Annotated in this window: 23 protein-coding genes; 11 read left to right on the top strand and 12 right to left on the bottom strand. The window is 71.2% G+C overall.

Annotated features, from left to right (window positions below; genetic code table 11):
- Positions 1-262 precede the first annotated feature (262 nt).
- The 3 genes from IE226_RS02930 (at position 263) to IE226_RS02920 (ending at position 2,744) form a co-directional block, all read left to right on the top strand.
- Positions 263-1,141 carry an aminoglycoside phosphotransferase family protein gene (locus IE226_RS02930; RefSeq protein ID WP_190079317.1) on the top strand — a complete coding sequence of 293 codons (879 nt, stop codon included), beginning with the start codon at positions 263-265 and terminating at the stop codon, positions 1,139-1,141.
- A gap of 86 nt (positions 1,142-1,227) precedes the next feature.
- Positions 1,228-2,235 carry an aldo/keto reductase gene (locus IE226_RS02925; protein ID WP_190079316.1) on the top strand — a complete coding sequence of 336 codons (1,008 nt, stop codon included), beginning with the start codon at positions 1,228-1,230 and terminating at the stop codon, positions 2,233-2,235.
- On the top strand, positions 2,232-2,744 hold the full coding sequence (locus IE226_RS02920; protein ID WP_190079315.1) for an NUDIX hydrolase: 513 nt from the start codon (positions 2,232-2,234) through the stop codon (positions 2,742-2,744). Before IE226_RS02925 ends, IE226_RS02920 begins: the two co-directional genes overlap by 4 nt.
- Here IE226_RS02920 and IE226_RS02915 read toward each other — a convergent pair.
- Positions 2,699-3,433: a TetR/AcrR family transcriptional regulator gene (locus tag IE226_RS02915; protein WP_190079314.1), complete on the bottom strand. Its 735-nt coding sequence runs from the start codon at positions 3,431-3,433 to the stop codon at positions 2,699-2,701. The genes IE226_RS02920 and IE226_RS02915 overlap by 46 nt on opposite strands.
- A 193-nt stretch (positions 3,434-3,626) precedes the next feature.
- Here IE226_RS02915 and IE226_RS02910 point away from each other — a divergent pair, with 193 nt between their 5' ends.
- A complete protein-coding gene (locus tag IE226_RS02910) occupies positions 3,627-5,843 on the top strand; it encodes an MMPL family transporter (RefSeq protein ID WP_190079313.1) in 2,217 nt (738 codons plus the stop codon).
- An 11-nt stretch (positions 5,844-5,854) separates the two neighbouring features.
- Here the strand turns inward: IE226_RS02910 and IE226_RS02905 are convergent, their stop codons facing one another.
- The gene (locus IE226_RS02905; RefSeq protein ID WP_190079312.1) at positions 5,855-6,367 is read right to left on the bottom strand and encodes a MarR family winged helix-turn-helix transcriptional regulator; all 513 of its coding nucleotides are present in this window, start codon (positions 6,365-6,367) and stop codon (positions 5,855-5,857) included.
- A gap of 140 nt (positions 6,368-6,507) precedes the next feature.
- On the opposite strand from IE226_RS02905, the gene IE226_RS02900 reads away from it, so the two are divergent.
- Positions 6,508-7,767 carry an amidohydrolase family protein gene (locus IE226_RS02900; RefSeq protein ID WP_190079311.1) on the top strand — a complete coding sequence of 420 codons (1,260 nt, stop codon included), beginning with the start codon at positions 6,508-6,510 and terminating at the stop codon, positions 7,765-7,767.
- A 79-nt stretch (positions 7,768-7,846) separates the two neighbouring features.
- Here IE226_RS02900 and IE226_RS02895 read toward each other — a convergent pair whose 3' ends face one another.
- Together IE226_RS02895 and IE226_RS02890 are read right to left on the bottom strand one after the other, a co-directional pair.
- Complete coding sequence (locus IE226_RS02895) at positions 7,847-8,983, bottom strand: PQQ-dependent sugar dehydrogenase (RefSeq protein ID WP_190079310.1); 1,137 nt, start codon at positions 8,981-8,983, stop codon at positions 7,847-7,849.
- A gap of 296 nt (positions 8,984-9,279) precedes the next feature.
- Positions 9,280-10,431: a hypothetical protein gene (locus tag IE226_RS02890; protein WP_190079309.1), complete on the bottom strand. Its 1,152-nt coding sequence runs from the start codon at positions 10,429-10,431 to the stop codon at positions 9,280-9,282.
- Between the two features lie 286 nt (positions 10,432-10,717).
- On the opposite strand from IE226_RS02890, the gene IE226_RS02885 reads away from it, so the two are divergent.
- Complete coding sequence (locus IE226_RS02885; RefSeq protein WP_190079308.1) at positions 10,718-11,329, top strand: dihydrofolate reductase family protein; 612 nt, start codon at positions 10,718-10,720, stop codon at positions 11,327-11,329.
- Between the two features lie 42 nt (positions 11,330-11,371).
- On the opposite strand, the gene IE226_RS02880 is transcribed toward IE226_RS02885, so the two are convergent.
- Positions 11,372-12,553, bottom strand: coding sequence for a hypothetical protein (locus IE226_RS02880; RefSeq protein WP_190079307.1), 1,182 nt, complete (start codon positions 12,551-12,553; stop codon positions 11,372-11,374).
- A gap of 246 nt (positions 12,554-12,799) precedes the next feature.
- On the opposite strand from IE226_RS02880, the gene IE226_RS02875 reads away from it, so the two are divergent.
- The 3 genes from IE226_RS02875 to IE226_RS02865 all read left to right on the top strand — a co-directional run bounded on the left by IE226_RS02875 (position 12,800) and on the right by IE226_RS02865 (position 14,683).
- Positions 12,800-13,279, top strand: coding sequence for a MarR family winged helix-turn-helix transcriptional regulator (locus IE226_RS02875; RefSeq protein ID WP_190079306.1), 480 nt, complete (start codon positions 12,800-12,802; stop codon positions 13,277-13,279).
- Between the two features lie 13 nt (positions 13,280-13,292).
- Entirely contained in the window at positions 13,293-13,766 is a 474-nt protein-coding gene (locus tag IE226_RS02870) for a winged helix DNA-binding protein (RefSeq protein ID WP_190079305.1), read from the top strand.
- Positions 13,767-13,864: 98 nt separating this feature from the next.
- Complete coding sequence (locus IE226_RS02865; RefSeq protein ID WP_190079304.1) at positions 13,865-14,683, top strand: alpha/beta hydrolase family protein; 819 nt, start codon at positions 13,865-13,867, stop codon at positions 14,681-14,683.
- A 34-nt stretch (positions 14,684-14,717) separates the two neighbouring features.
- Here IE226_RS02865 and IE226_RS02860 read toward each other — a convergent pair whose 3' ends face one another.
- Together IE226_RS02860 and IE226_RS02855 are read right to left on the bottom strand one after the other, a co-directional pair.
- Positions 14,718-14,882 carry a hypothetical protein gene (locus IE226_RS02860; RefSeq protein WP_190079303.1) on the bottom strand — a complete coding sequence of 55 codons (165 nt, stop codon included), beginning with the start codon at positions 14,880-14,882 and terminating at the stop codon, positions 14,718-14,720.
- Between the two features lie 119 nt (positions 14,883-15,001).
- The gene (locus IE226_RS02855) at positions 15,002-15,988 is read right to left on the bottom strand and encodes a GlxA family transcriptional regulator (RefSeq protein ID WP_373306854.1); all 987 of its coding nucleotides are present in this window, start codon (positions 15,986-15,988) and stop codon (positions 15,002-15,004) included.
- A 69-nt stretch (positions 15,989-16,057) separates the two neighbouring features.
- Here IE226_RS02855 and IE226_RS02850 point away from each other — a divergent pair, with 69 nt between their 5' ends.
- Positions 16,058-17,032, top strand: coding sequence for an NADP-dependent oxidoreductase (locus IE226_RS02850; RefSeq protein ID WP_190079302.1), 975 nt, complete (start codon positions 16,058-16,060; stop codon positions 17,030-17,032).
- A gap of 84 nt (positions 17,033-17,116) precedes the next feature.
- On the opposite strand, the gene IE226_RS02845 is transcribed toward IE226_RS02850, so the two are convergent.
- From IE226_RS02845 to IE226_RS02835, 3 genes are all read right to left on the bottom strand, one after another.
- Positions 17,117-17,947 carry a GAF and ANTAR domain-containing protein gene (locus tag IE226_RS02845; protein ID WP_190079301.1) on the bottom strand — a complete coding sequence of 277 codons (831 nt, stop codon included), beginning with the start codon at positions 17,945-17,947 and terminating at the stop codon, positions 17,117-17,119.
- A gap of 273 nt (positions 17,948-18,220) precedes the next feature.
- Complete coding sequence (locus tag IE226_RS02840; protein ID WP_190079300.1) at positions 18,221-19,240, bottom strand: Gfo/Idh/MocA family protein; 1,020 nt, start codon at positions 19,238-19,240, stop codon at positions 18,221-18,223.
- Positions 19,241-19,305: 65 nt separating this feature from the next.
- Positions 19,306-20,682, bottom strand: coding sequence for an FAD-binding oxidoreductase (locus tag IE226_RS02835; protein WP_190079299.1), 1,377 nt, complete (start codon positions 20,680-20,682; stop codon positions 19,306-19,308).
- Between the two features lie 232 nt (positions 20,683-20,914).
- Here IE226_RS02835 and IE226_RS02830 point away from each other — a divergent pair, with 232 nt between their 5' ends.
- On the top strand, positions 20,915-22,735 hold the full coding sequence (locus tag IE226_RS02830; RefSeq protein WP_190079298.1) for a helix-turn-helix domain-containing protein: 1,821 nt from the start codon (positions 20,915-20,917) through the stop codon (positions 22,733-22,735).
- Positions 22,736-22,779: 44 nt separating this feature from the next.
- On the opposite strand, the gene IE226_RS02825 is transcribed toward IE226_RS02830, so the two are convergent.
- Both IE226_RS02825 and IE226_RS02820 read right to left on the bottom strand, forming a co-directional pair.
- The gene (locus tag IE226_RS02825) at positions 22,780-24,135 is read right to left on the bottom strand and encodes an MFS transporter (protein ID WP_190079297.1); all 1,356 of its coding nucleotides are present in this window, start codon (positions 24,133-24,135) and stop codon (positions 22,780-22,782) included.
- Between the two features lie 188 nt (positions 24,136-24,323).
- Complete coding sequence (locus IE226_RS02820) at positions 24,324-24,968, bottom strand: helix-turn-helix domain-containing protein (protein WP_190079296.1); 645 nt, start codon at positions 24,966-24,968, stop codon at positions 24,324-24,326.
- Positions 24,969-25,051: the final 83 nt, after the last annotated feature.

Raw genomic sequence — 25,051 nt, 5'->3', positions numbered from 1 at the left:
AGCGGCCGCTGACGTGGAAGAACGCACTTTGCGGTGACTGGGGAACCAGATGGTGACCAAGGAGTTCAGGGCCTTCCGCGGCGTACAACCGCCGTCACATTGACAGTGATGGTGGCGGTTGGGCAGGCTTCCCGGCGCAGAGGATCGACACATGTCGTTTACTGCGGGTGGTTGGCGAACCCCGCGCTCGGGGAGATGAGTTGCCGCTCTGGCCAGGTACGCAACAGCGCTGCCCGAGGCAGCCCCCGCCTTCAGGAGACCGATGCCCACCCCGCCCGCCCCCGACGCCGACCTCGTGCGCCGGCTCCTGGCCGACCAGTTTCCGCAGTGGGCCGGTCTTCCGCTGAGCCCGGTGGTGCCGGGCGGCTCGGACCACGCCCTGTTCCGGCTGGGCGAGGAGTTGCAGGTGCGGCTGCCGCGCGGGGAGTGGGCGGCCGGACAGGCGCAGAAGGACCGGCGGTGGCTGCCCCGGATCGCCGGACACCTTCCGCTGCCGATCCCCTCGCCGCTCGCCGTCGGCGAACCCGCCTTCGGCTACCCCTGGCGGTGGTCCGTCACCCACTGGCTGCCGGGGGAAACCGCCCGCCACGACGGCCTGGCGGATTCGGTGGCGACGGCGGTGCAGACGGCCGGGTTCCTGTCCGCCCTCCAGCACCTCCCGCCGCCGTCCGCCCTGCTCCCCGGCCCCCACTTCGACCTGGAGTCCAGCGACTTGCGGACCCGGGACGCCTCGACCCGCGCCGCCATAGCGGCCGTCGAGGGGACCTTCGACCAGCGGGCGCTCACCGCGACGTGGGACGCGGCGATGGAGGCCACCGGCTGGGAGGGCGACCCGGTCTGGTTCCACGGGGACTTCCACGTCGGCAACCTGCTGACGGTCGACGGCCGCCTCAGCGCCGTGATCGACTTCGGCGGGCTCGGGGTGGGCGACCCGTCCTGCGACCTGGTGATCGCCTACACCCTGCTGGACGAGAAGACCCGCCCGGCCTTCCGCGAGGCCCTCGCCGTCGACGACGCGACCTGGGCCCGTGGCCGCGGCTGGGCCCTGTCGACGGGGTTGAACGCCTACACCAACTACGCCCACGTCAATCCCCACGTGGCCAAGGCGACCACGTACCAGATCACTCAGGCACTGCTGTGAGGGACACCCCCTCCGCCTTCGACAGGGCCCGACCCGGCGGAGTCCGCGCCGACGGCACATCACCGTCCACGACCACGGGCGGAAACATGAACACGGCTCGCGCGAGACGTACCCACCGGCTCGGACGCACCTCGGTGGAGGTCAGCGAACTGGGCTTCGGCGGCGGACCGCTCGGCGGCCTGTTCGCCCCCTTGGACGACGCCACCGCCGCGCAGGCGCTGGAGACAGCCTGGGAGGGCGGAATCCGCTATTACGACACCTCACCGCACTACGGCATCGGCCATTCCGAGCGCCGCATCGGGGAGTTGCTGCGCGACAAGCCGCGGACGGAGTTCACGCTCTCGACGAAGGTCGGCCGGCTGCTGGTCCCGCAGGACCCGGCCGGGCACATGGACGAGAGTTTCGCCGTCCCCGCCACGCACCGCCGGGTGTGGGACTTCACGCGCGACGGCATCCGGCGCAGCGTCGAGGACTCCCTGACCCGTACGGGCGCCGAGCGCATCGACGTGCTCCATCTGCACGACGCGGAGGAGCACTTCGAGGAGGCGCTGCGCACCGGCTTTCCCGCGCTGGCCGAGTTGCGCGCCGAAGGCATGGTCGGCGCGATCGGCGGGGGCATGTACCACCCCGGCAAACTGACCCGCCTGGTCCGGGAGACCGACGCGGATGCGGTGATGCTTTCCGGCCGCTACACCCTGATGGATTCCAGCGCGCTCGACTCACTGCTGCCCGCCTGCACCGAACGCGGCGTGTCGGTACTGGCCGCCTCCGTCTTCAACTCCGGCCTGCTGGCCACCGATTGGCCCGAGGAGGGCGCGTTCTACGACTACGCTCCCGCCGCGCCGGAGCTGCTGGAGCGGGCGCGGCGGATCGCGGACGTGTGCCGGGCACATGGCGTGCCCCTCCCCCGGGCGGCCATGGCCTTCCCCCCGCACCATCCCGCCGTCGCCGGGATCGTGGTCGGCATGCGGACGGCGGAGGAAGTGCGGCACAACATCGCCGCGTTCGAGGCGAATGTCCCGGCGCAATTGTGGTCCGACCTGCGCGGCCAGGGCCTGCTGGACGAACGCGCCCCCACCGGGGCGGCGTCGTGACGCCGGTCCCGCGCGTCCGTGTCGCCGCCTATGTGATCCGGCACCGCGCCGTCCCCGAGGTCCTGGTGTTCGACCACGTCGGCATGCCGGACGCGGGCACCCAGATCCCGGCCGGCGGAGTCGGGCCGGGCGAAGACCCGGAGGATGCGGTCCTTCGCGAAGTCGCCGAGGAGACCGGGCTGCTGACCGCCACCGTCATCCGGCCGATCACCGTGGAGGACAAGCCGCACCCCGACACGGGACAGCCGCGCCGCACCACGTTCTTCCTGCTGCGGGCACCGGCCGACGCCGCCGATGCCTGGGTCCATCAGGTCCGCGGCGACGGAGCCGACGCCGGCCTGGCCTTCGCCTGCCGGTTCGTCCCGCTTCCTCTCGACCGGCCGCTGGCCGACGACCAGGACGCGTGGCTGGGCGACGTCGATGTGCGGTTCACCACGGCGGCCGGGGGCGACCGGCAGCAGCCTCAGCCGGGGGTCACATCCGCCGGGACGCGGCGGCGGATGTCCTGAAGCAGGTTCCGTATCGCCATGCGGAACAGCTCGTCCTGGTGACCGCCGAGAAACGCCGTGTGCCCGAACACCTCCAGAGTCACGAGACCGTGCAGGTGCCCCCACGCGCTCAGGAAGAGAGCCGTCGCGGGCGGCGGCAGATGTCCCTGGCCGAAGTGCGGCAGCTGTTCCAGATATGTGTGGAGCGGGGACGACAGCTCGGGGCCTTCTGCGGCGGCGAGTTGCTCCGTGGTGAAGCCGGCGAACAGCTCGCGCTCGAAGATCGCGCTCATCCGGCGCGACGCCCGGGTGGTCGGGCCGTCGGCGGGGGCCGCGTAGTCCCGCAGCGGCGTTCCGTACAGGAGCTGGAAGCGCTCGGGGTGGGCTGTGGCCCATCCGCGATATCCCTCGGCAGCGACCACCAGACGCGGCAGTTGCGCGTCGTCGGCCGCGTCGTCCGCCGCGCTGTCCACGGCCGCCTGCACCGCGTCGGCCAGATCGTCGTACGCCTTGGTGACCAGCGCCGTGATGAGGGCGTCCCGGCTCGGGAAGTAGTGGTAGAGCGCCTGCACGGTCATCTGGAGGTCGCGGGCGACTGCTCGCAGGGATAGGGCCACGGGCCCGTGCGCGGCCACCTGGCGTTCGGCGGCATCCAGGATCTCTTGCGTGGCGGCGGTCCGGCGCCGCTCGCGCAGGGAGGGCAGCGTCATCGCGTGATCCTCTGCTTCTTCCGTCGTCGGACGCCCGTCACCCACAAGGCGTGAAGAAAATCTAACACTGCCAAATTTCTTGTTGTCTCGCTAGCTTCGTGCACGGCGACGAAGCGTGCGGCACCGCACCTGCCCGGCCAACTCCGGCCATTTCACGTCGCTTTCACCGCATGGACACCAAAGGAGAGCGTGCGTGTTTGAACGCATAGCCGAACTGGCCATCCGCCGGGCCAGGCTGATACTCGTCGTCGCCGTCGTGGCCGTGGCCCTCATGGGCGCCCTGGGCGCCGGGGCGTTCGGGAAGTTGCTGGGCGGCGGCTACGACGATCCGGCCTCTCATTCCAGCCGGGCCGGAAAGGTCATCGACGAGAAGTTCGGCGGTGAGCCCAACCTGGTCCTGCTGGTCCGCGCCACCGAAGGCGACGTCGACACCGCCGCTGCCCGCCGGGGCGGCCGGGCCCTGACGGCCGACCTCAAGGAGGAGAAGAACCTCGCGAACGTGATCTCGTACTGGGACACGGCAAGCCCCGACCTCCGCTCCGAGGACGGCCGGCAGGCGATGGTGCTCGCCCACGTGCAGGGCGACGACGTGGAGCGCGACGAGAACACGAAGAACGTCATCGACGCCTACACCGGCTCTTACGAGGGCGCCCTGACCGTCAAGTCCGGCGGCGGGGCCACCGTGAACGCCGAGATGGGCACGCAGTCGGGCAAGGACCTCGTCCTGGCCGAGGCCATCGCCGTGCCGCTGACCCTGGTACTGCTCCTGCTCGTCTTCGGCAGCCTGGTGGCGGCGCTGCTGCCGCTGGCGATCGGCCTCTTCGCCATAGCGGGCACCTTCGCCGAACTCTTCGTCCTCGGCAGCATCACCGATGTCTCCGTCTTCGCCGTCAACCTGACCACGGCCCTTGGCCTCGGCCTCGGCATCGACTACGCCCTGCTCATGGTCAGCCGCTTCCGGGAGCAACTCGCGGCGGGGGCAGGCGTGGAGGACGCCGTGCGCCGGACGGTGAGCACCGCGGGCCGCACGGTCGCGTTCTCCGCGGCGACGGTGGCCGCGGCGCTCGCGGCTCTCCTGGTGTTCCCGCAGTACTTCCTGCGCTCGTTCGGCTATGCCGGGGTCGGTGTCGTCGCCATCGCCGCCCTCAGCACGCTGTTCGTCATGCCGGCCCTGTTCGTCGTCCTGGGGCACCGGGTCAACAGCGGACGCCTGCCGTGGGCCGGGCGCGGGCACACCGCCGTCCGGGCCCCGCTGTGGGGGCGCCTGGCCGGCACCGTCATGCGGCGCCCCGCGCTCACCGCGCTGCCCGTACTCGCGGTCCTGCTGCTTGCGGCGAGCCCACTGCTCGGCATCACCTTCGGCACGCCGGACGAGCGCGTGCTGCCCGAGGACGCGCAGAGCCGCCAGGTCTCGGCGGTGCTGCAGGAGAAGTTCAACGGCAGCGACGACGCGGCCCTTCACGTCGTCATCGACGCGCCCCTGGGCAAGGCCCCGCTGACGGCGTACGCGGCCGGCCTGTCCGGGCTCGAAGGCGTCGTCCGCGTCGAGAGCAGCGCGGGAACCTACGCCGACGGGCGGCCCGCGGCCGCCGACCCCGGCGACAAGGCCCTCGGGCGCCCGGACGCACAGCAGATCAACGTCGTGCACTCCTTGGCCCCGAAGTCGGACGCGGCCCAGAGCCTGGTCGAGAAGGTGCGGACGGTCGCTCCGCCCGCCGGGGCAGAGGCCCTGGTCGGCGGGGTGGACGCCGAGCTGGTCGACTCCAAGGACTCCATCGGCAGCCGGCTGCCCCTCGCCGTGGCCCTGGTCGCCGTCACCACGTTCCTCCTGCTGTTCCTGTTCACCGGCAGCATCGTGCAGCCGGTGCGCGCGCTGCTCCTCAACATGATCAGTCTGGGGGCGACGCTCGGGGTCATGACCTGGATCTTCCAGGACGGCAACCTCTCCTCCCTGCTCGGCTTCACCGCACAGCCGATGGAGGTGTCCATGACGGTGCTGATGTTCTGCATCGCCTTCGGTCTCTCGATGGACTACGAGGTCTTCGTCACCAGCCGCATCAAGGAACTGCACGACCAGGGCGCGGACAACGAGTCCGCCGTGACCGACGGACTCGGGCACACCGGACGCATCGTCACCGCGGCGGCCTGCCTGCTCGCGGTGAGCTTCTTCGCGTTCGGCACGGCCGAGCTCAGCTTCATGCAGATGTTCGGCCTGGGCAGCGGCCTTGCCATCCTCATCGACGCCGTCGCCGTCCGCGGCATCCTCGTACCCGCCGCGATGCGTCTGTTCGGCCGCTCGGCCTGGTACGCCCCCGGCTTCCTGCGCAAGGTCCACGGGCGCTTCGGGCTCAGCGAGGGCGGGCCCGCGCCCGTGGCCGAACCGGAGGTCTTGGCGGAGTCGCGCAGCTGAGGGCGGCTGCCCTACGTGGCGGGGGGCGGCGGCGGGCCGTCGACGGTGCCCGGTGCGGGCAGCCGGGCGGTGGAGTCCGTGTACTTGAGCAGGAGGCGGGCGAATTCGAGGCGCTCGGCTTCGGGCCAGTCGCGGGTGATGTATTCGAACGCCTGCCGCTGCTGCCGGCGGAAATGCCGGAGGAGGGCGGTGCCTTCCCCGGTGAGGTGGAGCACGGTGCGGCGGCCGTCCTGCTGCGAGGCCGCGCGGACCAGGTAGCCGTGGGAGATGCAGTCGCTCACCATGCGGCTGGCCACCGACGGGTCGACCTGGAGGTGCTCGGCGAGCCCGCCGACCGTCATCTCCGCGCCCGTCTCGGCTGCCTCGTCGACGAGGTTGAGGACCAGGTTGCGCTTGAGGTCCTTGGGTCCCGCAGGGCCGTCGACCGGGGCCTGCATGGTGCGCCGCCGCAGCCGGGCGAAGGCCGTGCCGACGGCGTCCAGGAGGGCCTGGCCCTGCGGCGTGGGGGCGTCCGTGTCAGTCACCTGCGCAGCTTATCGCATACATCTGCAATCCACAGATACATGCAAAGGTGCATGGACTTGCTGGTTGCACTAATGTGGTCGTCGCGGCGGGGGACCTCGGCACCAGCGGAGCGACGTACCTGCCCGGAGAAGAGAGAGTCATGATCACAGCCATCATCAACGGCCGCGTGTTCGACGGTGAGCGCCTGCTGGAGGACACCACCGTCGTACTGGACGGCACGCGGATCGCTGCGGTCGGCGGCGAGCCGCCCGCCGGGGCGGACATCGTCGACGCCGGGGGCGGGACCCTGCTGCCCGGCCTGATCGACGCCCATGTGCACACCTCCGAGGAGGCACTCGCGCTGGCCCTGCGCTTCGGCATCACCACCGAACTGGAGATGCAGGGCATGAACACCATGCCCGGCCGCGCCCACCTCGCGGAGAAGGACTCGCTCGCCGATGTCCGCTCCGCGGGGTTCGGCATCACCCCTCCCGGCGGCCATCCCAGCGAACTCATGCCCAAGGGCTTCAAGCCGGGAGGCCCCAGTTCGGCGGGCCACGGCGGACCAGGCGAGCGGCCCCTGCCGCGCGAGAAGCCCCTGATGCCGTTCTCCACCACGCCCGAAGAGGCGGTCGGCTTCATCCCCCAACTGGTCGCGGCGGGCTCGGACTACATCAAGTTCATGGTCGACGACGGCACCGTCGAGGGCCACCCCGGTCTGCCCATGCTCGACCAGGCGACCCTGAGCGCCGGTGTCGCCGAGGCGCACCGGCACGGGATGCTCACCATCGCCCACACCCTGACCGTCGACGCCACGCGGATGGCGATCGAGGCGGGCATCGACGGCTTCGCCCACCTGTTCATGGACCGGCCGCACACCGACGAGATCATCGACCTCATCGCCGCCTCCGGCGCGTTCGTGGTCCCCTGCGTCGTCCTGAACGCTTCCATGATGGGCATCACCGGCGCACCCCTCGCCGAGGACCCGCGGGTAGCCGCCCGCCTGGACGAGGCATGGACGAACACCCTCAACAGCAGCTACGACCGCTATCCGCAAGGGAAGCTGGAGGACGTCCTGGCCTCGGTCAAGGCCCTGCACGACGCCGGTGTCGACCTCCTCGCGGGCACCGACGCGGCCCCGATGCCGCTGCCGTTCATGGGTGGGGTGGTCCACGGCGCCAGCGTCCACCAGGAGTTGCAGTACCTCGTCCGGGCCGGGCTCACCCCGCTCCAGGCCCTGCGCGCGGCGACCCGCACCCCGGCACGCCGTTTCGGCCTGGAGGACCGCGGCCGCATCGCCGAGGGTCTGCGGGCCGACCTGCTGCTCGTGGACGGCGATCCCACCACCACGATCGGCGACACCCTCAACCTGCGTGAGGTGTGGCGCCGGGGCACCCGCACCACGCTGTCGGCGTCGTAGGCACACGCCCCTCTCCCGCTGCTGCCCGCCACGTCTTCGGTGGCGGGCAGCAGCCGTGCGGTGGTCGTGTGCGTGTTGGTCACGCCGGGTCGATGCGGTAGACGCTGCCGCCGATGTCGAGCACGTACAGCTCGCCCTTGCCGCCCTGCACGAACGAGATGACCTCGCCGCCGTTGACTCCCAGGTCGCTCGCCCCGGTCACCTTTCCGTCCTTGAACCGCAGGGCGCGGATGGTGCCGTCGCAGTAGTCACTGAAGACGTACTGGCCCCTGAGGCCAGGGATCGCCTTGCCCCGGTAGACGTATCCCCCGGTCACCGAGCAGCCGAGGCCCGTGCGGTCGTACTCGTACACCGGCCGCACATGGTTCGCGGGCTCCGTGCCGCCACGGAAGGGATGGTTGCCCTCCATCTGGGACCAGCCGTAGTTCTCGCCGCCCTTGCTGTCGGCCGGTGCCCGGTCGATCTCCTCCCAGTCGCTCTGGCCGACGTCACCGATGAGCAGGTCGCCGGTGCCCGAGTCGAAGGAGAACCGCCACGGGTTGCGCAGCCCGTAGGCCCAGATCTCGCCCTTCGCCTCCGGATCGCCGACGAAGGGGTTGTCCGCCGGGATCGCGTACGGCTTGGCTCCCCGCGGGTCGATCCGCAGCAGCTTGCCGAGCAGCGTGTCGAGGTTCTGCCCGTTGCCGTGCGGGTCGCCGCCCGAGCCGCCGTCGCCGAGCGCGATGTAGAGATAGCCGTCGGGGCCGAATTTGATGTCGCCGCCGTTGTGGTTGGCGTAGGGCTGGGTCTGGGTCAGGACGGTGCGCCGGGTCTCGGGGCGGATCTTGCCCTTCCGTACGGCGAACTCGTCCACCGTGCTCGTGCCTTCGAGGTCGGTGAACGAGATGTAGAAGTGCGCGAGCTTCTTGTCGAACGCGATGCCCAGGAGACCGCGCTCACCGTCGGTGGTGGTCTCCTTGGTGATGTCGAGGACGGGGTCGCTGAGCCCTTGGCTGCTCAACACCCGTACGGTGCCCGCGCGTTCGGCCACCCAGACCGTGCCGCCGGGGCCGGCGGCGCCGGCGGACGGGTTGGCGGCCGTCGTCACTTTCGTGAGCGCGACCTTCGGGGCCTGGCGCGCGGCGGCCGGCTCATCGGCGGAGGCGGTGGTCAGGGCGAGGGACGCGACAAGGCACAGGGTGCCGATGATCGCCGTGCTTCTGGTGCGAACTTTCACCGTGATCCTCCTGGAGGCGGCGAAGGGGAGGTCACCCGGCTGCTGGGGGCAGAGAGAGGGGAAGCCCGCGCCAGCACGCAACCAGGGTGGGGGGATGGTGTGCTACTGGCCACGGATGAGGATACTGAGACACGGGGAGCTGGTATAGACCAAGACCCCGCGCATTCAGGCCGAGTTGCGCCACAGTGCCGCGATGACGGCCGATCCGAGCCCCGGGTCGTCGCAACGGGGCGACCGTGCGGCGGCGGGGGCGCCGGGCAGTGGGGAACTGCCCTCGGCGCGGCCCGCCGCGCGTCCTACTTGTTCGGGTCCCGGAAGCGGCCGAACGCTTTCGTGAGGGCGCTCAGCGGGGAGCCGTCCGCCTTCGCCGCCCCGGCCGTCGGAGGCCGCGGCACACCATCACCGCCGGTCACCTCGGCCAGCGCGGCCTGCGCCGCTTCGGCTGCCTGCTGGTAGAGGTCACGGGACTTCGTCATGGCCTCGAGCGCCTCGGCGTACTTGGTGACCATGTCCCGGGCGTGGGCCAGTTCCTCGTCCGCGGTCAGCAGGTGCCAGCCCTGCCGCAGCTGCGTCAGGGCGCGCTCGGCCTCGGCCGGCAGCGGCCTCGGCAGCGCGGCGAACTCCTTGATCCGGTCGAGGAGTTCGGTCGGTTCCGAGCCGTCGAGGAAGACACTGCGCACCGTGAAGCGATCCGTGTCGTAGTCCGCGGTCCGGGGCTCCGCGGGCAGGACGACGGCGCCGCCGCGCGGCATGCGCACGCTCAGCTCACGCTTCATCGCGAAGTCGGCGATCTGCGCCTGCTCCGGCGTGCCCCGGTGTTCGACCACCCGGTGCCGCAGACCCGGCGGCAGGAACGCCGTGACCGGCAGCAGCCCCTTGACGTCCGGCGTCATCGCCTCGTGGACCACGACATGGATGAGCCAGCTCTGCCGGGTGCAGTCCCGCAGCAGGCGGCGCAGTTCGTCGTCGTCCTTGGGCAGGTAATTCGCGGTACGCAGCCGTACGTCCGCCGCCGTGTCGTAATCCCAGGGGACGCGGTCGCTGTCGGGCCAGAACATCAGGGCGGGCGAGGGCCACCGCACGTCCCACGCCTGCTCGGCTTCGGCGGCCAGGACCCAGGTGACGCCTTCGCCTTCCCTGCGCCGCGCCTCGGGGTCGTACAGGGTCAGCTGCGCGCGCACCGTGACGTCGTCGGCCACCCGCCAGCGGGCCTCGAAGAGGCGGCGGGCCGACGGGCCGGGGTCGGCGGACGCGTCCCGCGGGTGCAGGACGGTGGAGCGGGCCGCCTCGACGGGATCGAGGTCCAGGAAGTCGTCGAGCACCCCGGCCGCCTTGAGGGCGATCAGGTTGCGCCGTACGTCCTGCTCGGGCTCGGGCCCGATGTGGCGCCCGCGCCCCAGCCACGCGGTGTCGGGGACGGTGGTCGTTGAGGTGCTTTTTTTGGCCATGGAGTCGTTCTGTGAGTGGTCGGGGCCCGACCAGTATGGACCGTGTACCTGGCAAGGGGAGGGGGACCCCGCCCCCGGTTCAACGACGCTGCCGGACGGACGGTGCGTAGAGATATCAAGCCGCCCGTTCCCGCCTTCACCGGGCAAAGGGGGACGGCCGGTGCCCGGCGGCGCCTCCGCGGCCGTGGAATCGGCCGTGCCGGGACCGATGAGTCTTCGTGCGCCGAGGCGTCTGAAGAGCAGGAGGGACGAGCAGGTCCGTCCACCGATCAGGAAATGGTGCGCGATGAGGTTGGTACTGCAGGAGTTTCTGTCGCTGGACGGCGTCTACCAGGGCCCGGGAGCGCCGGACGAGGACACCAGTGACGGCTTCGAGCGCGGCGGGTGGTTCGTGCCGCACCTGGACGAGGAGTTCGAGCGCCTCGCCGGCACCTGGCTCGATCAGGCGGACGCGTTCCTGTTCGGCCGTCGTACGTATCTGAACTTCGCGCGGGACTGGCCGAAGATGACCGAGCATCCATTCGCCCCGATCTTGAACGGCCTGCCGAAGTACGTGGCCTCCGACAGCCTGGACACGGCCGACTGGGACCCGACCACGATCCTGTCCGGCGACATTCCCGCCCGGGTCGCCGAGCTGAAGCGGCAGCCCGGCCGCGAGCTGCAGATCCACGGCAGCGGCAGGCTGGCCCGGTCCCTGCTGGCCGCCGGCCTGATCGACGAACTGCGGCTCGCGATCGCCCCCGTGGTCGTGGGCGAGGGCCGCCGCCTGTTCCCGGACGGCGGCGCGCCCGCCGGGCTGCGGCTCCTGAGCAACGTGACGACGCCGGGCGGCCTTGCGATCCACGTCTACGAATCGACGGGGCGCCCGCAGTACGGGACGTACGGGGGCACCGCGTAGGCGCCTGCCGGGCCGGCGCAGTCCAACCGGCCCGACGCGGTTTCAGCCGCCCCGCTTCAGGCGTACGACGACGGGCGCCCCGAAGGGGTCCCCGGACTGGTTGACCTGGACGTGTCCGGCGCCCAGCCAGTCGTCGGTGCCGGGCACCCGGTGGATCTCCGCCAGCCACAGCGACTGGTTCGACGTCTTGCGGGCGCCGGTCGACACAGGCAGGCGTTCGCGCTTGATCTTCACGCACCGGTCGTCGTCGGTGAGGTACCAGTTGCCGTCGAGGAACAGCCCCTCGCCGTCCTGGCCCACCGGTGTGCGCAGGGCGCAGCCGCCGGGCGCGCTCTTCTGTTCGGCCCATTTCGAGCCGTCCCAGCGGAGTCGGATGGACTGGTCCGCGGGTTCGTTCTCGACCTCGCCGTGGTTGAAGGAGTTGGTGCCGTACGCGCGCACCTCCCCGCCGTCGAGTGCGAAGACCTGGCCGAGGCCGGCGTCGGGCTCGGGCGGGAGCGGCTCCTCGAAGCGGGCCTGCGGGGTGTCCACCGCCTTCCAGGAGGTGCCGTCCCAGTGCATCGAGGCGGGCTGGGCGTACTCCTCGCCGCTGCCCTCCATTTCGGTGCCCGGCCCGGTCGAGCGGCTGCCGACCGCCCAGACGTCGTCCGGTCCCGCCACGGCGAGGTCGGTGGCTTCGTGCGGCAGCCGGGTCGCGGTCCAGCGGGTGCCGTCCCAGTGTTGGGCGGTCCGCTCGTCGGTGAGGGTCCAGACGTCGTCCGCGTTCGCGGCCTCGAAGTCCCCCGGATTGCCCGGCGGAGGGTTCGGCACCGGGGCCCAGCGGTCGCCGTCCCACTTCGCCCAGCGGCCCGCCTCGGCCGGGTCCTCGGAGCCCTGCGGACGCAGCCACAGCTCTTTCTCGCCGATCTCCTCGAGCTTGGGCGGGTAGGTGGTGGACCCGAGGCTTTCGGGAAGGGGCTCGCGCTTCCACTGCCTGCCGTCGTAGTGCAGCAGGTGAGCGTTCGAATTGCCGTTGTTCTCGGTGCCGACCGCCCAGACGTCGTCCCTGGCGAGCACGGCGACGTCGGCGACCTTTCCGTCGAAGTCCGCGATGTGGTCGAAGTGCCAGGTCAGGGTATTCGCAGAGCTACTACTCCGCCGGTCGTCCTTGCCTGCGGAGTCCTCCGTCGCCGTGCCGCACCCCGCGGCCGTGAGCGCGGTGGCCAGCACGGCGACGGCCGCCACTCCCCTGTGCCTGATTCCCGTGGCCCTGCGGATGATCGCTCCCCTTGTTGGTCCTCGACAGCCGTCCCGGGCCGCCGCCCTCGGCGAGCGGGCAGACTATCGGGTCGGGCAGAGGCGGCCCGCTCCTGCCAGTCGATCGCGGCGCCGGGATGCGGCTCCCCGAGGATCGCCCGCGCCGCACCGGACGCGTGATCCATGTTCACAACATAGTAGCCATGGACATAGTAGCCATGTACTGTATCCGACATGAGCAAGGGTTCAACGGGTCACACGCCCGGCTTCCTGGTGTGGCGACTCGCCAACAAGTGGCGCGTCGCGGTCGATCGCGCGGTGGCTCCACTGGGTCTCACCCACGCGCAGTACTCGCTGGTCGCGTCGTTGTACGGCATGCAGCGCACCGGCGAACGGCCCAGTCAGCGCCGGCTCGCCGACCACACCGGCCTGGAGGCGCTGTACGTCTCCAAGCTGGCGCGCGCCCTGGAGTCGGCCGGCCTGATCGAGCGCGCCCGCGACCCCCGGGACCCGCGTGCCGTGCAACTCGCCCTCACCGAGCAGGGCGAGGCCGTCACCCGGCAGGCCATCTCGGTGGTCCAGGAACTGCTTCAGCAGCTCCTGGAACCCCTCGGCGGCCTCGACGCTCCGCGCACGCGGGCGCTGACCGACGAGTTGATGACTCTGCTCGACGCACCTCTCGCTCCATCCGTACCGAACGACGAGAGCACATAGGGGACAACACACCATGACCACTCCCGCATCCACGACCTCCGCAGCCACGACTGCCGCACCCGCCGCCAACGCCCGCGACCTGGCCCTGGCCCACTACGCCGCCCGCGGCGTCCTGGAGCACGTCCTGGCCCGGCACGGCGCCACGTTCCAGCAGCATGTCGCACTGCGCGCCGCCGTCACCTCCGAGACCCCGCAGACGCCCGGCGACCTCATCGCCCAAGTCCGGGGCTCTCTCAAGGCGGATCCGGCCGGCATCCGCGCCACGCTCGACGAGTTGCTGGCCATGCAACTGCTCGTCGCCGACGGTGCGCATCTTCGCCCCACCGAGGCAGGACGCGAACTGCTCGCCGCCGTCGGCGCGGAGGTCGCCCCCGTCTCCGCGCGCATCTGGGGCGGAATCCCTGCCGGGGACCTGGCAGCCGCAGGCCGTGTCCTCGCACTGGTCACCGAACGGGCCAACGCGGAGCTCGCGACCCTGACCGCCTGACCGCCTCCGGCACTACCGGCGGGCGCACAAGTGACGACGTGCTTCGCTGTCGGCAGAGCCGGCCCCTCGGTCCGCGGACGCGGCCCTACCGTGGCCGTATGCATTCACCGATCACGGGCACGGCCGCCGGCGTTCCGTTCACCGCGCTGCCGCCGGCCGGCGGCGGGTCCGCGCCGCTGCTCGTCACCTGGCACATGCTGGACGCGCCGAGGTCGGACGCGGCGTTCGCCGCCGCGCTGCCGATGTACGACCTGCCCGTGTGGCGGGTGCATCTGGGCATGCCGATGTGCGGGGCGCGCATGGTCGACGGCGGCGTGGACGCCGTGCTTGAGCTGATACGCGAGGACGTTCTGATGTCCTACCTCGAGCCGTTCGTCCGGCAGGCGGCCGAGGAGTTCCCGCCCGCGCTGGCGTCGATCCGTCTTCAACTGCCCGTCGACGAGGGCCCGATCGGCGTGCTGGGCGGATCGCTGGGCGGGGCCGTCGCGCTGCGGGTCCTCGCCGGCACCGACACTCCGGTGTTCGCCGGCGCCGTCGTCAACGCGGCCATCCGGATGCGGTCCGTCGTCGATCTGTTTCCGGGTGACTATCCGTACGACGCCGCGTCGGAACAGGCCGTGGACGCACTGGACTTCGTCGCAGACGCGGACGCCATCGCCGCTCGCGCGCCGCTCCTGGTCGTCAGCGGCGAGCTCGATCATCCGGGGCTGCGCGCCGACGCGTCAAACCTTGTCCGGGCCCTCGGGAAGCACTCGGAACTGCTGACGATCCCCGATCTGGCGCATCCGCTCGCCGAAGAACCCGGCATCGAGCCCGCGCCCCAACTGCCGCAGGCGCGCGCGGTGGACGCGGGCCTCGTCGAGTGGTTCCGACGCCACCTTGCCGGTGGACGACAACGGCGCCCCACCACCCCGTGAGGGGCGGACGGGGCGCCGTCGTCAGGCCGTCAGCCTAGAAGTCCATGTCGCCGGCCGGCTTGCGGCCGGGCTCGGGGCGACGGTTCTCCTCGACCCTGTCGACGTCGTTCTGCTCGTCCTGCCGACGGGGCTGCTGCTTGCTGCGCTCCTGCTCGCGGCGGGCGCGGCTCTTGTCCTGGGGGGACTGACGGTTACCCATGATTGTTCCCTTACTTTCAGTGCACGCACCTTTGCGTGCAGCAACGAACCCAGTGCAACCCCACCTCGGATAGCTGGCTGATGCATGTACTTACGGTGCGTGAACTCCGCCGCGTTCGCCTAGCCACCGCCGGCCGCGGCCTGCGTCTGGAACGTCTTGCGGTACATCTGCGGCGACACTCCGATGGCCGCCTGCAGATGCTGCCGCAGCGACGTCCCGGTGGCGAAGCCGACCTCCGCCGCGACCCGGTCCACCGACAGGTCGCTGGACTCCAGCAGGTGCCGCGCCCGGTGCACCCGCTGCTGGATCAGCCACCGACCGGGGCTCGTGCCCGTCTCCTCCTGGAAACGCCGCGCGAAGGTACGCGGGCTCATGCCGGCGTGCGCGGCCAACTCCCGCAGGGCGAGCGGCTGATCGAGGTGCTCCAGGGCCCAGACACGGGTGGCGGCGGTGCCGGTGGCACCCTCGTCCGGGACCGGCTGCTCGATGTACTGGGCCTGGCCGCCCTCCCGCCACGGCGGGACGACACAGTGCCGGGCGACCCGGTTGGCGACCGCGCTGCCGTGATCGGAGCGCACCACGTGCAGGCACACGTCGACACCGGACGCGGCGCCCGCCGAGGTGAGCACGTCGCCGTCGTCGACGAACAGCACGTCGGGGTCCAGGGCGAGGTGGGGGAACATCCGCCGGAAGTGGTCCGCGAGAGCCCAGTGCGTCGTCGCGGGCCGACCGTCGAGCAGACCGGCCGCGGCGAGCGTGAAAGCCCCCGTACAGATGGACACGATCCGCGTGCCCGGCCTGATCCGGGCCAGTGCGTCGCGCACCGCCTGCGGCAGTTCGGCGGTGATGAGCCGCAGGTCATAGGGCGGCACGATCACCGTGTCCGCGCCGTCGAGCGCCTCGGGGCCATGCCCGACGGTGACGGTGAAGTCGGCGTTGGTGGCCACCGTACGGTCCGCCGTCACCGCACAGGTCACCACCTCGTACGCGCCGGGGACCATCGTGAAGACGCGGTTCGGGATACCGAGCTCGAAGGGGTAGACGCCGTCGAGCGCCAGGACGACCACCCGGTGCGGGCGGTCGTCAAGGAAGTCCATCGAGGCCATGGCACGATCCTATCGTTTAATGGCAATCTTGCCATTGCCGAGGTCAGACCCGTGCCGCAGGCTGGATCCATGACCACGAACGCCACATCCCGGACCGCAGAACCCACCATGAAGAAGATCGCCCAGGACGTCCTGGGCGACCCCGGCGTACTCAAGGAGGTCGAGGTCGCACGCCCGAAGCCCGGTGTCGGCCAGATCCTCGTCGCCGTGCACGCGGCGGGCGTCAACCCGACCGACTGGAAGCACCGCCGGTTCGGCGCCTTCCTGGGCGAGCCGCCCTTCACCCTCGGATGGGACGTGTCGGGCGTCGTCGAGGCGGTCGGCATCGGCGTCTCGCTGTTCAAGCCGGGAGACGAGGTGTTCGGCATGCTGCCCTACCCCTACGGCGCCGGCTCGCACGCCGAGTACGTGACCGGCCCCACCCGCGCCTTCGTGCCCAGGCCCGCCGGGCTGAGCCACGTCGAGGCGGGCGCGCTGCCCCTGGTCGCCCTGACCGCCTGGCAGGCACTGGTCGACAACGCCCGGGTGGAGGCGGGGCAGCGGGTGCTGGTGCACGCGGCGGCCGGCGGCGTGGGCCATGTCGCGGTGCAGATCGCCAAGGCACACGGCGCGTACGTCATCGGCACGGCCTCCGCCGCCAAGCACGACTTCGTGCGCGGCCTCGGCGCGGACGAGGTCATCGACTACCGCAACGCCGACTTCGTCGAGGAGGCCCGCGACATCGACGTGGTCCTCGACCCGCTCGGCGGCGACGACCGGCTGCGCTCCCTGGAGGTACTGAAGCCGGGCGGCATCCTGGTGTCGATCCTGCCGGGCAACTTCGGCGAAGTGGCGGAGCGTGCCGACGAGTTGGGGGTGCGGGCCACGGACATGCTGGTGGAGCACGACCAAGCGGGCATGGCGGCGATCGCGGCGCTCGTCGAGACGGGCAAGCTGCGGGTCCACGTCTCGGACACGTACCCGCTCTCCGAGGCCGCCAAGGCCCACGCGGAGGGCGAAACGGGCCGCGTCACGGGCAAGCTGGTACTCACGGTCCGCCCGTAACCATCCTGTCGGCAAAGACCCTGGTCCCACCGGTCCGAATGGCCCGCCTTCGGACCGGCGGGACCTGCGGGAGCCGGTACAGCCTCATTCAGGGCCGCTCTCTGACCTCAGGCTTTCCCGGGGGGTCTGTCGGACCTGGCGCGGACTCGGAGGGGGAAGACTGGTCGTGCCGGCGACGATGTCGCGGGAGAGGTCGACCAGACGCAGGCGGTTGTGCCGGGCGTGGGCACGCAGTCGGCGAAAGGAGGTGTCGGGGTCGGTTCCGTGGCGGGCGGCCAGGAATTCTTTGGCCTGTTCGATGACGGTGCGGGTGGTCAGGGCCGATTCGAGCTGGGTCCGTACGGTGCGGTGCTGTTCGAGCGTGGTCTGCTGAAGCAGGGAGATGGCGGTGGCATCGGCCAGGGCCCTGGCCAGATCCTGGTCGGCCCGGAGCAGCGGGCCGGGGACGCGGCGGAACAGGCTCAGCACGCCGATGGTCGATCCGCGCAGACAAATCGGGGTGGCGTGCACGGAGGTGTATCCGGAGTGGTGCGCATGGGCGTTGAAGTTCGGCCAGCGAAGTGAGAGCGCGGGGCCGATGGCGTGGTCGACGGTGACGGCCTCGTGATAGGCGGTGTAGCAGGGGCCTTCGCTACCGTCGAGTTCGAAGAGCTCGACACGACGGACACGTTCGGACGAGGAGGCCACCAGTTGGAGCGGCCCGTCGGGCACGGCGAGCATGACGCCCGCGTCACCGATGTCGAGGAGGTCCATGCAGTGTTCCGCGACGCGGTACAGGAACTCGGCGGGGTCGAAGCCGTCGACCAGGGTGTCGGCCAGATCGATCAGTGCCGCGGTAATCCTGGCCTCGCGGGGCAGGCGTGGCCTGCCGTTGTCCGAAGGCGGTTCCGACGCGGGGTAGTGCGAACTGGGCATGGCGGCCTCTGGTCTGGGACAGGCCAGGGGCCGGGGCCGGGGCCGGGGCCGGGGCCGGGGCCGGGAGCACACTACGGGGTTTGGGTGGAATACCACCTGGAGACCGAAGACTGACCTGCGATCAACCTACTCGCCCCGACCAGCACAAACCAGCGATACGGCGCTTCCATGCCATACCTTTGGCGGACGACGCCCGCTCGGACACCTTCACCGGCGTCGTCATCGGCCCGGAAGGCGGGGCTTTTTGTTCGCAAGCCCGGGGCGCGGGGCTTTCTATTCGTAAAACCCGGGCCGCTCCAGCATCCCGACCTCCACGCGTCCACCCTCCCTTTGCGACAGCACACCCGCCTCGCACACCGCCGAGGCCGCGTATCCGTCCCAGCTGCTCGGGCCGGTCGTCTCGCCCCCGCGGGCGGCGTCCACCCAGGCCTGTACCTCGCGGTCGTAGGCGTCCTCGAAGCGTTCGATGTAGTCCGCGGGGATGTGTCCGCCCCAGCGGCCTGCAGCGCTCACCCGGGGCCCCGGCTCGTCCCCGATGCGTACGGTGCCCCGTTCACAGACCGCCTCCGCCTGCACCTGGTAGCCGTAGCCGCAGTGGCCGAAGATCTCGACGTCCACGAGGGCGCCCGACGCGGTCTCGAAAAGGATGAATTGTGGGTCGTTCATGCCGGTCGGGGCGTGCGAGGTGGGCGTCGGCTTGTGCACCGTGACCGCCGTGATCTCCTGGCCGAGCAGCCAGCGGGTCGCGTCCACCTCGTGGGAGACCGAGCTGCTGATGAGCATCTCGTCGGTGAAACCCGGCGGCATGTCCAGGTTGCGGTGTCGCTGGTGCAGCATCAGGGCCCTGCCCAACTCGCCGCCGTCCAGGAGCCTTTTGAGCTTGGCGTAGTCGGTGTCGTAGCGCCGCATGAAGCCCACCTGGACGCGTCGGCGTCCGAGGCGCTGCTCCGCCTCCAGGACCCGCAGCGCCGAATCCGTGTCCGGGGTCATCGGCTTCTCGCACAGCACCGGCAGATCGCGGCCGATGGCTTCGATCAGAGCCGACTCATGGGCCGGACCGGGAGAGGCGATGAGTACGGCGTCCACGTTCGGCGCCGCCAGGGCGGCTGCCGGTTCGGTGTAGGCCGTGCACCCCTCGATCACGTCGGCGAGGGACTTCGCCCGGTCCGCCTCGATGTCGACGACGGCTGTCACCCGCGCTCCGCTGACGACCTCTTGGAGCCGTCGTACGTGATCCGCGCCCATCTTCCCGGTCCCGATGACGGCCACGCCGAGAACTCGCTGAGATGCCATGAGGTGATGTCTTCCCTTCCGGTGCAGGGCCGCATGCCCCGCACCTCACTGGAGTAGAGCCGAACTCACGACAGCACCTTTCCCGGGTTCAGTACGCCATGCGGGTCGAGGGCCTGCTTCACGGCCCGCTGCATGGCCATGACCTCCGGCGTGATCTCCTCGGCGAGGCCGGGGCGTTTGAGCAGGCCCACGCCGTGCTCACCGGTGACCGTGCCGCCCAGGGCGATGGCGTCGGCGATGATCTCGGCGAAGGCCGCCCGGGCGCGGGTGCGCGCGGCGTCGTCGCCGGGCCTGGTGATGAGCAGGGGGTGCAGGTTGCCGTCGCCGGCGTGCGCGATGTTGGCGATGAGAATGTCGTGCCGGTCGGCGGTCTTCTCTATGCGGCCCAGCATTTCCGGGACGTGTTCCTTGGGCACGCAGACGTCCTCGGTCAGGACCGGGCCCAGGCGTTCAAGGGCGGGGTAGGCCAGACGGCGGGCCGCGAACAGGGCGTCGGCCTCGTGTTCGTCGGTGGAGCGCTCGGCCCAGGAGGCACCGGCCCCGCGAAAGCACTCCACCATGCGCTCGGCCTGCGCGGCGCCGGTCTCGCCGGGCTCGTCGATCCGGCCGAGGAGCACCGCGTCGGCGTCGAGCGAGAGGCCCATGTTCTTCCACTCGTCGACGGCCCGCAGACAGTGCCGGTCGATCAGTTCGAGGGCGGAGGGGGTGAGCCCCGCCGCGGCGACGGCGCGTACGGCGGCTCCCGCCTCGACGACGGAGCCGAAGTGGCCTGCGACCGTGACCGCGGCCGGGGGCAGGGGCCGCAGACGGACGGTCACCTCGGTGATGATGCCGAGCGTTCCTTCCGAGCCGACGACGAGCCCCGCCAGGTCGTATCCGGCGACGCCCTTCGCGGTGCGCCGGCCGACCCGGACGATCTCGCCGAGGCCGTTGACCATCTCCAGGGCCAGGACGTAGTCGCCGGTGACGCCGTACTTGACGCAGCAGACCCCACCCGCGTTGGTGGCGACGTTGCCGCCGATGGTCGACCACGGGGAGCTCGCCGGGTCGGGCGGATACCAGAGACCGTGCTCGGCGGCCCTCGCCCGCAGACGGTCGTTGATCACGCCGGGCTGGACGACCGCGAGGCGCTCCAGCGGGTTCACCTCGACGATCCGGTCCATGGCCTCGAGCGCCACGACCACGTGCCCCTCACCGGAGTTGGCGCCCCCGGAAAGGCCGGTGCCCGCTCCGCGGGCGACGACCGGGGTGCGGTGACGGATACAGGCGCGGACCGTCTCGGCGACGTCTTGGGTGGACATCGCGCGTACGACGGCCGCGGGGCGACCGCTCGGCGCCCATGCCGCCTGGTCACTGCGGAAGGCCTCGACGCTGTCCGGATCGGTGAGTACCCGGTCGGCGGGAAGGTGCTCGAGGATCTCTCGAACGACCGTGGCGCTCATCGTGTGTCCTCTCGGTGGGTTCGCCCCGAGGCGGGCATTCCGGTGGCATGCATACCTGTATCCGTCTCCTTCGCGCAGTACTGCCGGGCCGGCGCGGGCGGTGCTGCTGATGTCGATCGAAACACGGCGGCGCGACGAACCGTACGGAGACAATCTCCATCCTCCGCCTTCCACCATGGAGAGACCCTCCACCGTGAGCCCTTCGGATCCCCTGCATCATGTGGGGGTGCACATGACCGAGAACCGCTGGCTGCGGCTGCTGTCCGAGGCGCCGTCCCCCGACGAGATCGACTCGCTGCGCCGCGCGCTCATCGCCGAGGGCCGCACCGCCGAGGACGTCGAGGACTCCGCCGCGCATGCCCGCGAGATCCTGCGGCGCATGACACGGCAGCAGCGGGAGTCGGCCGAACTGGCGGCACTCAACGACCTGGCACGGCGCCTGGGTGCGCTGACCGCGTCCAGCGGGGTGCTGCGGGAAGTGGCGGCGCACGCGCGCCGCCTGCTCTCCGTCGACCTCGCGTACATCATGGTCCTGCACGACGACCAGCGGCTGCGGATCGAGACCGTCGACGGCTCGATGGGCTCGACGCTGCGTGGCATCGAGCTCGAACCGGGTGCGGGTCTCGGCGGACTCGTCCTGCTCAGCGGTGCGCCCCGGTCCACCACCTGCTATCGCGAGGACCCGGAGCTGGCCCGCACCCCTGCGGTCGAGCGGGCCGCGGCCGCCGAGCAGCTCGGCGGGATCCTGGGCGTGCCGATGATCGTCGACGACGAACCGGTAGGGGTGCTGCTCGCGGCCGACCGCAGCCCGCGCAGATTCACCGGCCGCGAGGTGGAGTTGCTCGCCGCGCTGGCGGCCCACGCGGCGGTGGCCCTGCGCAACGCCGCCCTCATCGCGGATCTGCGCGAGGCCAATCTGACGCTGCGGCACAGCGACTCCCTGCGCCGGACGGAAGCGGATCTGCGTGACCGGCTCACGGACGTGGTGGTCGGCGGGGGCGGCTACCGCGAGGTCGCGCAGATCATCACCGACGCGGCCGGGCTTACCGTGTCGGTCCTCGACGCGCACGGCGCCCTGCTCGCCGGGCCGGAGTGTCCGCGTCCGGCGCCTGGGACGGGCGACGAGCCCCAGTCCCCGCGTCCCTTCCGGCATCACCGGCGCCACGGCGTGGCGCTGCCGGTCGTCGTACGCGGCGGGCACGCCGGTTCACTGATCGCGACCGGGGAGCAGGAGTTCCACGAAGAGGACGTACGACTCCTTTCGATCGGCACGCTCACCGTGGCCCTGGTGGCCGCGCTGGAACGCTCGGTTCTGGAGACGCAGTTGCGCACCCGCGGCGAAGTGCTGGCATCGCTGCTCTCCGCGGAGGCCGACGAGGGCGGCGTACGGCGCCGCGCGCTGAGCGCGGGTATGGACGTGGACTCCGTGGCCGCTGTCGCCGTGGTGGAGGCCCGCGACACCGACCACACGGCCGATCAGATCGCCAGGCTCGCCCGGGAGACGTCGGGCTGGAGCGCCCAGCTCGGCGACCACATCACGTTCCTGGTGCCGGGACTCGACGCGGCCGCGCTCAGGGCACTGGTGGAGGCGCGCGGGCTTCGCGGCCCCGTGGGCGTGGCCGCGTGCGGGCGGGGCGTCGCGGAGATCCGCCGGGCGCACCAGGAGGCGCGGCAGACGGCGACGATGCTGCGGGCCCTCGGCCGGCACGAAGCGGTCGCCGAGCCTGCCGAACTGGGCGCCTACCGCTCCTTGTTCACCCGGGCGGGCGCCGATGAGGCCCGGGTGTTCGTCCGCGCGACCGTGGGGCCGCTCCTCGACCATGACCGGGAACGGGGGCGGGGCGGCGACCTGGCGGCCACGGTCTCGGTGTACCTGGCCAACGCGCAGCACCACGCCCGCACCTGCTCGGACCTGCACATCCACGCCAACACGCTCTACCAGCGCCTCAACCGGGCCGACGGCCTTCTCGGCGAGGGCTGGCGCGGCGCCGACCGGGCTCTGGACATCCAGCTCGCGCTCCGGCTGCACGAATTGGCCCGGCGGTTGGCCTGAACCGACTGGCCTGACCGGGCTGGCCTTAACCGACCGGCCTGGCATCACAGCCCGACGGCCTCTCCCCTGGCCGAAGGCGTGAGGGACGCCTCGTCACCGCCCTTTGCCCGCGGCCCCTCGCGCAGCACCGCCGCCCCCGCCCCGGAGGCCACCATCACGATGCCGACGATCCACAGCCCGGTGTCGAGGTCCCCGGTCGCGTCGCGGGCCCACCCCGTCACGTACGGCGCGAGGAAGCCCGACGCATTCCCCAGCGTGTTGATCAGAGCGATGCCCGCCGCCGCTCCGGCGCTCGTCAGGACCATGGGCGGGAAGTGCCAGAAGACCGGCAGTGCGCAGAAGATGCCGATCGCCGTGACGGTGACCAGGAACATGACCGCGTACGGGGAATCGACGTACAGGGCGACCGGGATCGTGAGGCCGCCCGCGACGGCAGGCGCGGCCAGATGCCAACGCCGCTCCCCCGTGCGGTCCGAGTGGCGGCTCCACAAGACCATCGCGATCGCTCCGGCCACGAAGGGGACGGCCACGATGGCGCCGGTCTGCACCAGGGTGAACTCGGTGTCGAAGCGCTCGGAGAACCCGGCGACCATCGTCGGCCCGAAGAACGACAGGGCGTAGAGGCCGTACACGACCCCGAAGTAGATGCCGCCCAGGGCCAGCACCTTGCCGCTGAGCAGGGCACGCAAGGGCGAGCCTTCCGCGGCGGGTGCGAGCTCGGCCCGTTCGGCCTCCAGGACGGAGGTGAGCGCGCGGCGTTCACCGGGAGTGAGCCAGGCGGCGTCCTCGGGCCGGTCGGTGAGGTAGAACCAGCAGATCACGCCGAGCACGACGGCCGGTACGCCCTCAAGGAGGAACATCACGCGCCAGCCCTCGAGTCCCGGGAACCCGTCGAGGTACGTGATGATCGCCGTGGAAAGCGGCGCTCCCACCGCGCTGGACAGCGGGATGGCGACCAGGAACACGCCGATCAGCCGGACCCGTTCGGCCCTCGGCAGCCACCACGTCAGGAACAGCATGATGCCCGGGAAGAACCCCGCCTCCGCGATGCCGAGGAGCACGCGCACCGCGTACAACTGCCCGGAGGACTGCACGAAGGCAAGGAGCATCGCGCACAGACCCCACGTCACCATGATGCGGGCGATCCAGCGTCGCGCGCCGAAGCGGTGCAGGGCGAGGTTGCTCGGCACCTCGAACAGCAGGTAGCCGATGAAGAACAGACCCGACGCGAGCCCGAACATCGTCTCCGTGAGCCCGAGGTCCGCGCTCATCGTCAGCTTGGCGAAGCCGATGTTCGTACGGTCCAGATAGTTGACGAAGTACACGAGGCCCAGGAAGGGGATGAACCTCCGAGCGACCTTGCGCAGTGCGCTGCGGCGCAGTGTCCCGGCTTCCGTCATCGACGACTCCTCATGTCCCTGTGCTGGGTGAACTCATGTCCCCGTGCTGGGTGAACGACCGTTTTGCCAGGTGAGCCCGCTCACCGTAGGCAGGCGGTCGCGGCGGGGACAGGGAGAAGTTCTCCCGCCTCGGCAGGCATCGGTGGAGAAACCGTCCATCCCCCGGCCACAGCGAACGCCACGTGGGGTCAGCGCCCGGCCGGCGCCAGATGTGCGCGCTCGCCCTGCGTGCCGAACAGGGCCAGCAGCTCGGCGGGTTGGCTGTCCGCGCTGCCGATCCAGTGCGGTACGCGGGTGTCGAACTCCGCGGCCTCGCCGGCGCCGAGGCGGAACTCGCGCTCGCCGAGGATGAATCTGACATGTCCGTCGAGGACGTAGAACCACTCGTATCCCTCGTGGGTCTGGAGGTTCCTCGTGAGCGCCCGTCCCGCGGGCGGATAGATGACCTTGTACGCCTGGATGCCACCGGCCCGCGGCGTCAGCGGCACCATCACGAGGCCGGATCGCCGCACGGGCCGCAGATGGACACGCGGATCCCCGGTGGGCGGCGCCGCGACGAGGTCATCGAGCGGGACGCCGTGCGCGCGGGCCAGGGGCAGCAGTTGCTCCAGTGTGGGGCGGAGCTTGCCGTTCTCCAGACGGGACAGCGTGCTCGCCGTGAGGCCGGTTACCTCCGCCAGCGCGGCCAGCGTGGCGCCGCGCGCCTGACGCAGGGCGCGCAGACGCGGTCCGACGCCCGCGAGAACGTCTCCGGTGGGGTCTGCGGACTGTGCGCTGACTGCGGGCGCGGGAGCGGTGGCTTCGGGGCCTGGGGGGCCTGCGGGGTCGTCCATGCCTCCGATGATGCGGATCCGCAATTTTTCTTGCAAGGGCGAAACGGTGCTGCCAATGCTGTCGGTACATCACCGGGCGGCGC

Origin of the sequence: Streptomyces longisporoflavus (genome assembly GCF_014649775.1) — a bacterium.
Taxonomy (GTDB): domain Bacteria; phylum Actinomycetota; class Actinomycetes; order Streptomycetales; family Streptomycetaceae; genus Streptomyces; species Streptomyces longisporoflavus.
The sequence above is the reverse complement of the archived record's forward strand: the minus strand, read 5'-3'. Positions and strand labels throughout refer to the sequence as shown.

Excerpts from the sequence above, each read along its gene's own strand:
- IE226_RS02855 (WP_373306854.1), bottom strand. The coding sequence starts at position 15,988 with ATGGCCTCGATGGACTTCCTTGACGACCGCCCGCACCGGGTGGTCGTC.
- IE226_RS02850 (WP_190079302.1), top strand. The coding sequence starts at position 16,058 with ATGACCACGAACGCCACATCCCGGACCGCAGAACCCACCATGAAGAAG.
- IE226_RS02930 (WP_190079317.1), top strand. The coding sequence starts at position 263 with ATGCCCACCCCGCCCGCCCCCGACGCCGACCTCGTGCGCCGGCTCCTG.
- IE226_RS02890 (WP_190079309.1), bottom strand. The coding sequence starts at position 10,431 with ATGGCCAAAAAAAGCACCTCAACGACCACCGTCCCCGACACCGCGTGG.
- IE226_RS02870 (WP_190079305.1), top strand. The coding sequence starts at position 13,293 with ATGACCACTCCCGCATCCACGACCTCCGCAGCCACGACTGCCGCACCC.
- IE226_RS02885 (WP_190079308.1), top strand. The coding sequence starts at position 10,718 with ATGAGGTTGGTACTGCAGGAGTTTCTGTCGCTGGACGGCGTCTACCAG.
- IE226_RS02840 (WP_190079300.1), bottom strand. The coding sequence starts at position 19,240 with ATGGCATCTCAGCGAGTTCTCGGCGTGGCCGTCATCGGGACCGGGAAG.
- IE226_RS02845 (WP_190079301.1), bottom strand. The coding sequence starts at position 17,947 with ATGCCCAGTTCGCACTACCCCGCGTCGGAACCGCCTTCGGACAACGGC.
- IE226_RS02830 (WP_190079298.1), top strand. The coding sequence starts at position 20,915 with ATGACCGAGAACCGCTGGCTGCGGCTGCTGTCCGAGGCGCCGTCCCCC.
- IE226_RS02825 (WP_190079297.1), bottom strand. The coding sequence starts at position 24,135 with ATGACGGAAGCCGGGACACTGCGCCGCAGCGCACTGCGCAAGGTCGCT.
- IE226_RS02915 (WP_190079314.1), bottom strand. The coding sequence starts at position 3,433 with ATGACGCTGCCCTCCCTGCGCGAGCGGCGCCGGACCGCCGCCACGCAA.
- IE226_RS02900 (WP_190079311.1), top strand. The coding sequence starts at position 6,508 with ATGATCACAGCCATCATCAACGGCCGCGTGTTCGACGGTGAGCGCCTG.
- IE226_RS02925 (WP_190079316.1), top strand. The coding sequence starts at position 1,228 with ATGAACACGGCTCGCGCGAGACGTACCCACCGGCTCGGACGCACCTCG.
- IE226_RS02875 (WP_190079306.1), top strand. The coding sequence starts at position 12,800 with ATGAGCAAGGGTTCAACGGGTCACACGCCCGGCTTCCTGGTGTGGCGA.
- IE226_RS02860 (WP_190079303.1), bottom strand. The coding sequence starts at position 14,882 with ATGGGTAACCGTCAGTCCCCCCAGGACAAGAGCCGCGCCCGCCGCGAG.
- IE226_RS02865 (WP_190079304.1), top strand. The coding sequence starts at position 13,865 with ATGCATTCACCGATCACGGGCACGGCCGCCGGCGTTCCGTTCACCGCG.
- IE226_RS02835 (WP_190079299.1), bottom strand. The coding sequence starts at position 20,682 with ATGAGCGCCACGGTCGTTCGAGAGATCCTCGAGCACCTTCCCGCCGAC.
- IE226_RS02820 (WP_190079296.1), bottom strand. The coding sequence starts at position 24,968 with ATGGACGACCCCGCAGGCCCCCCAGGCCCCGAAGCCACCGCTCCCGCG.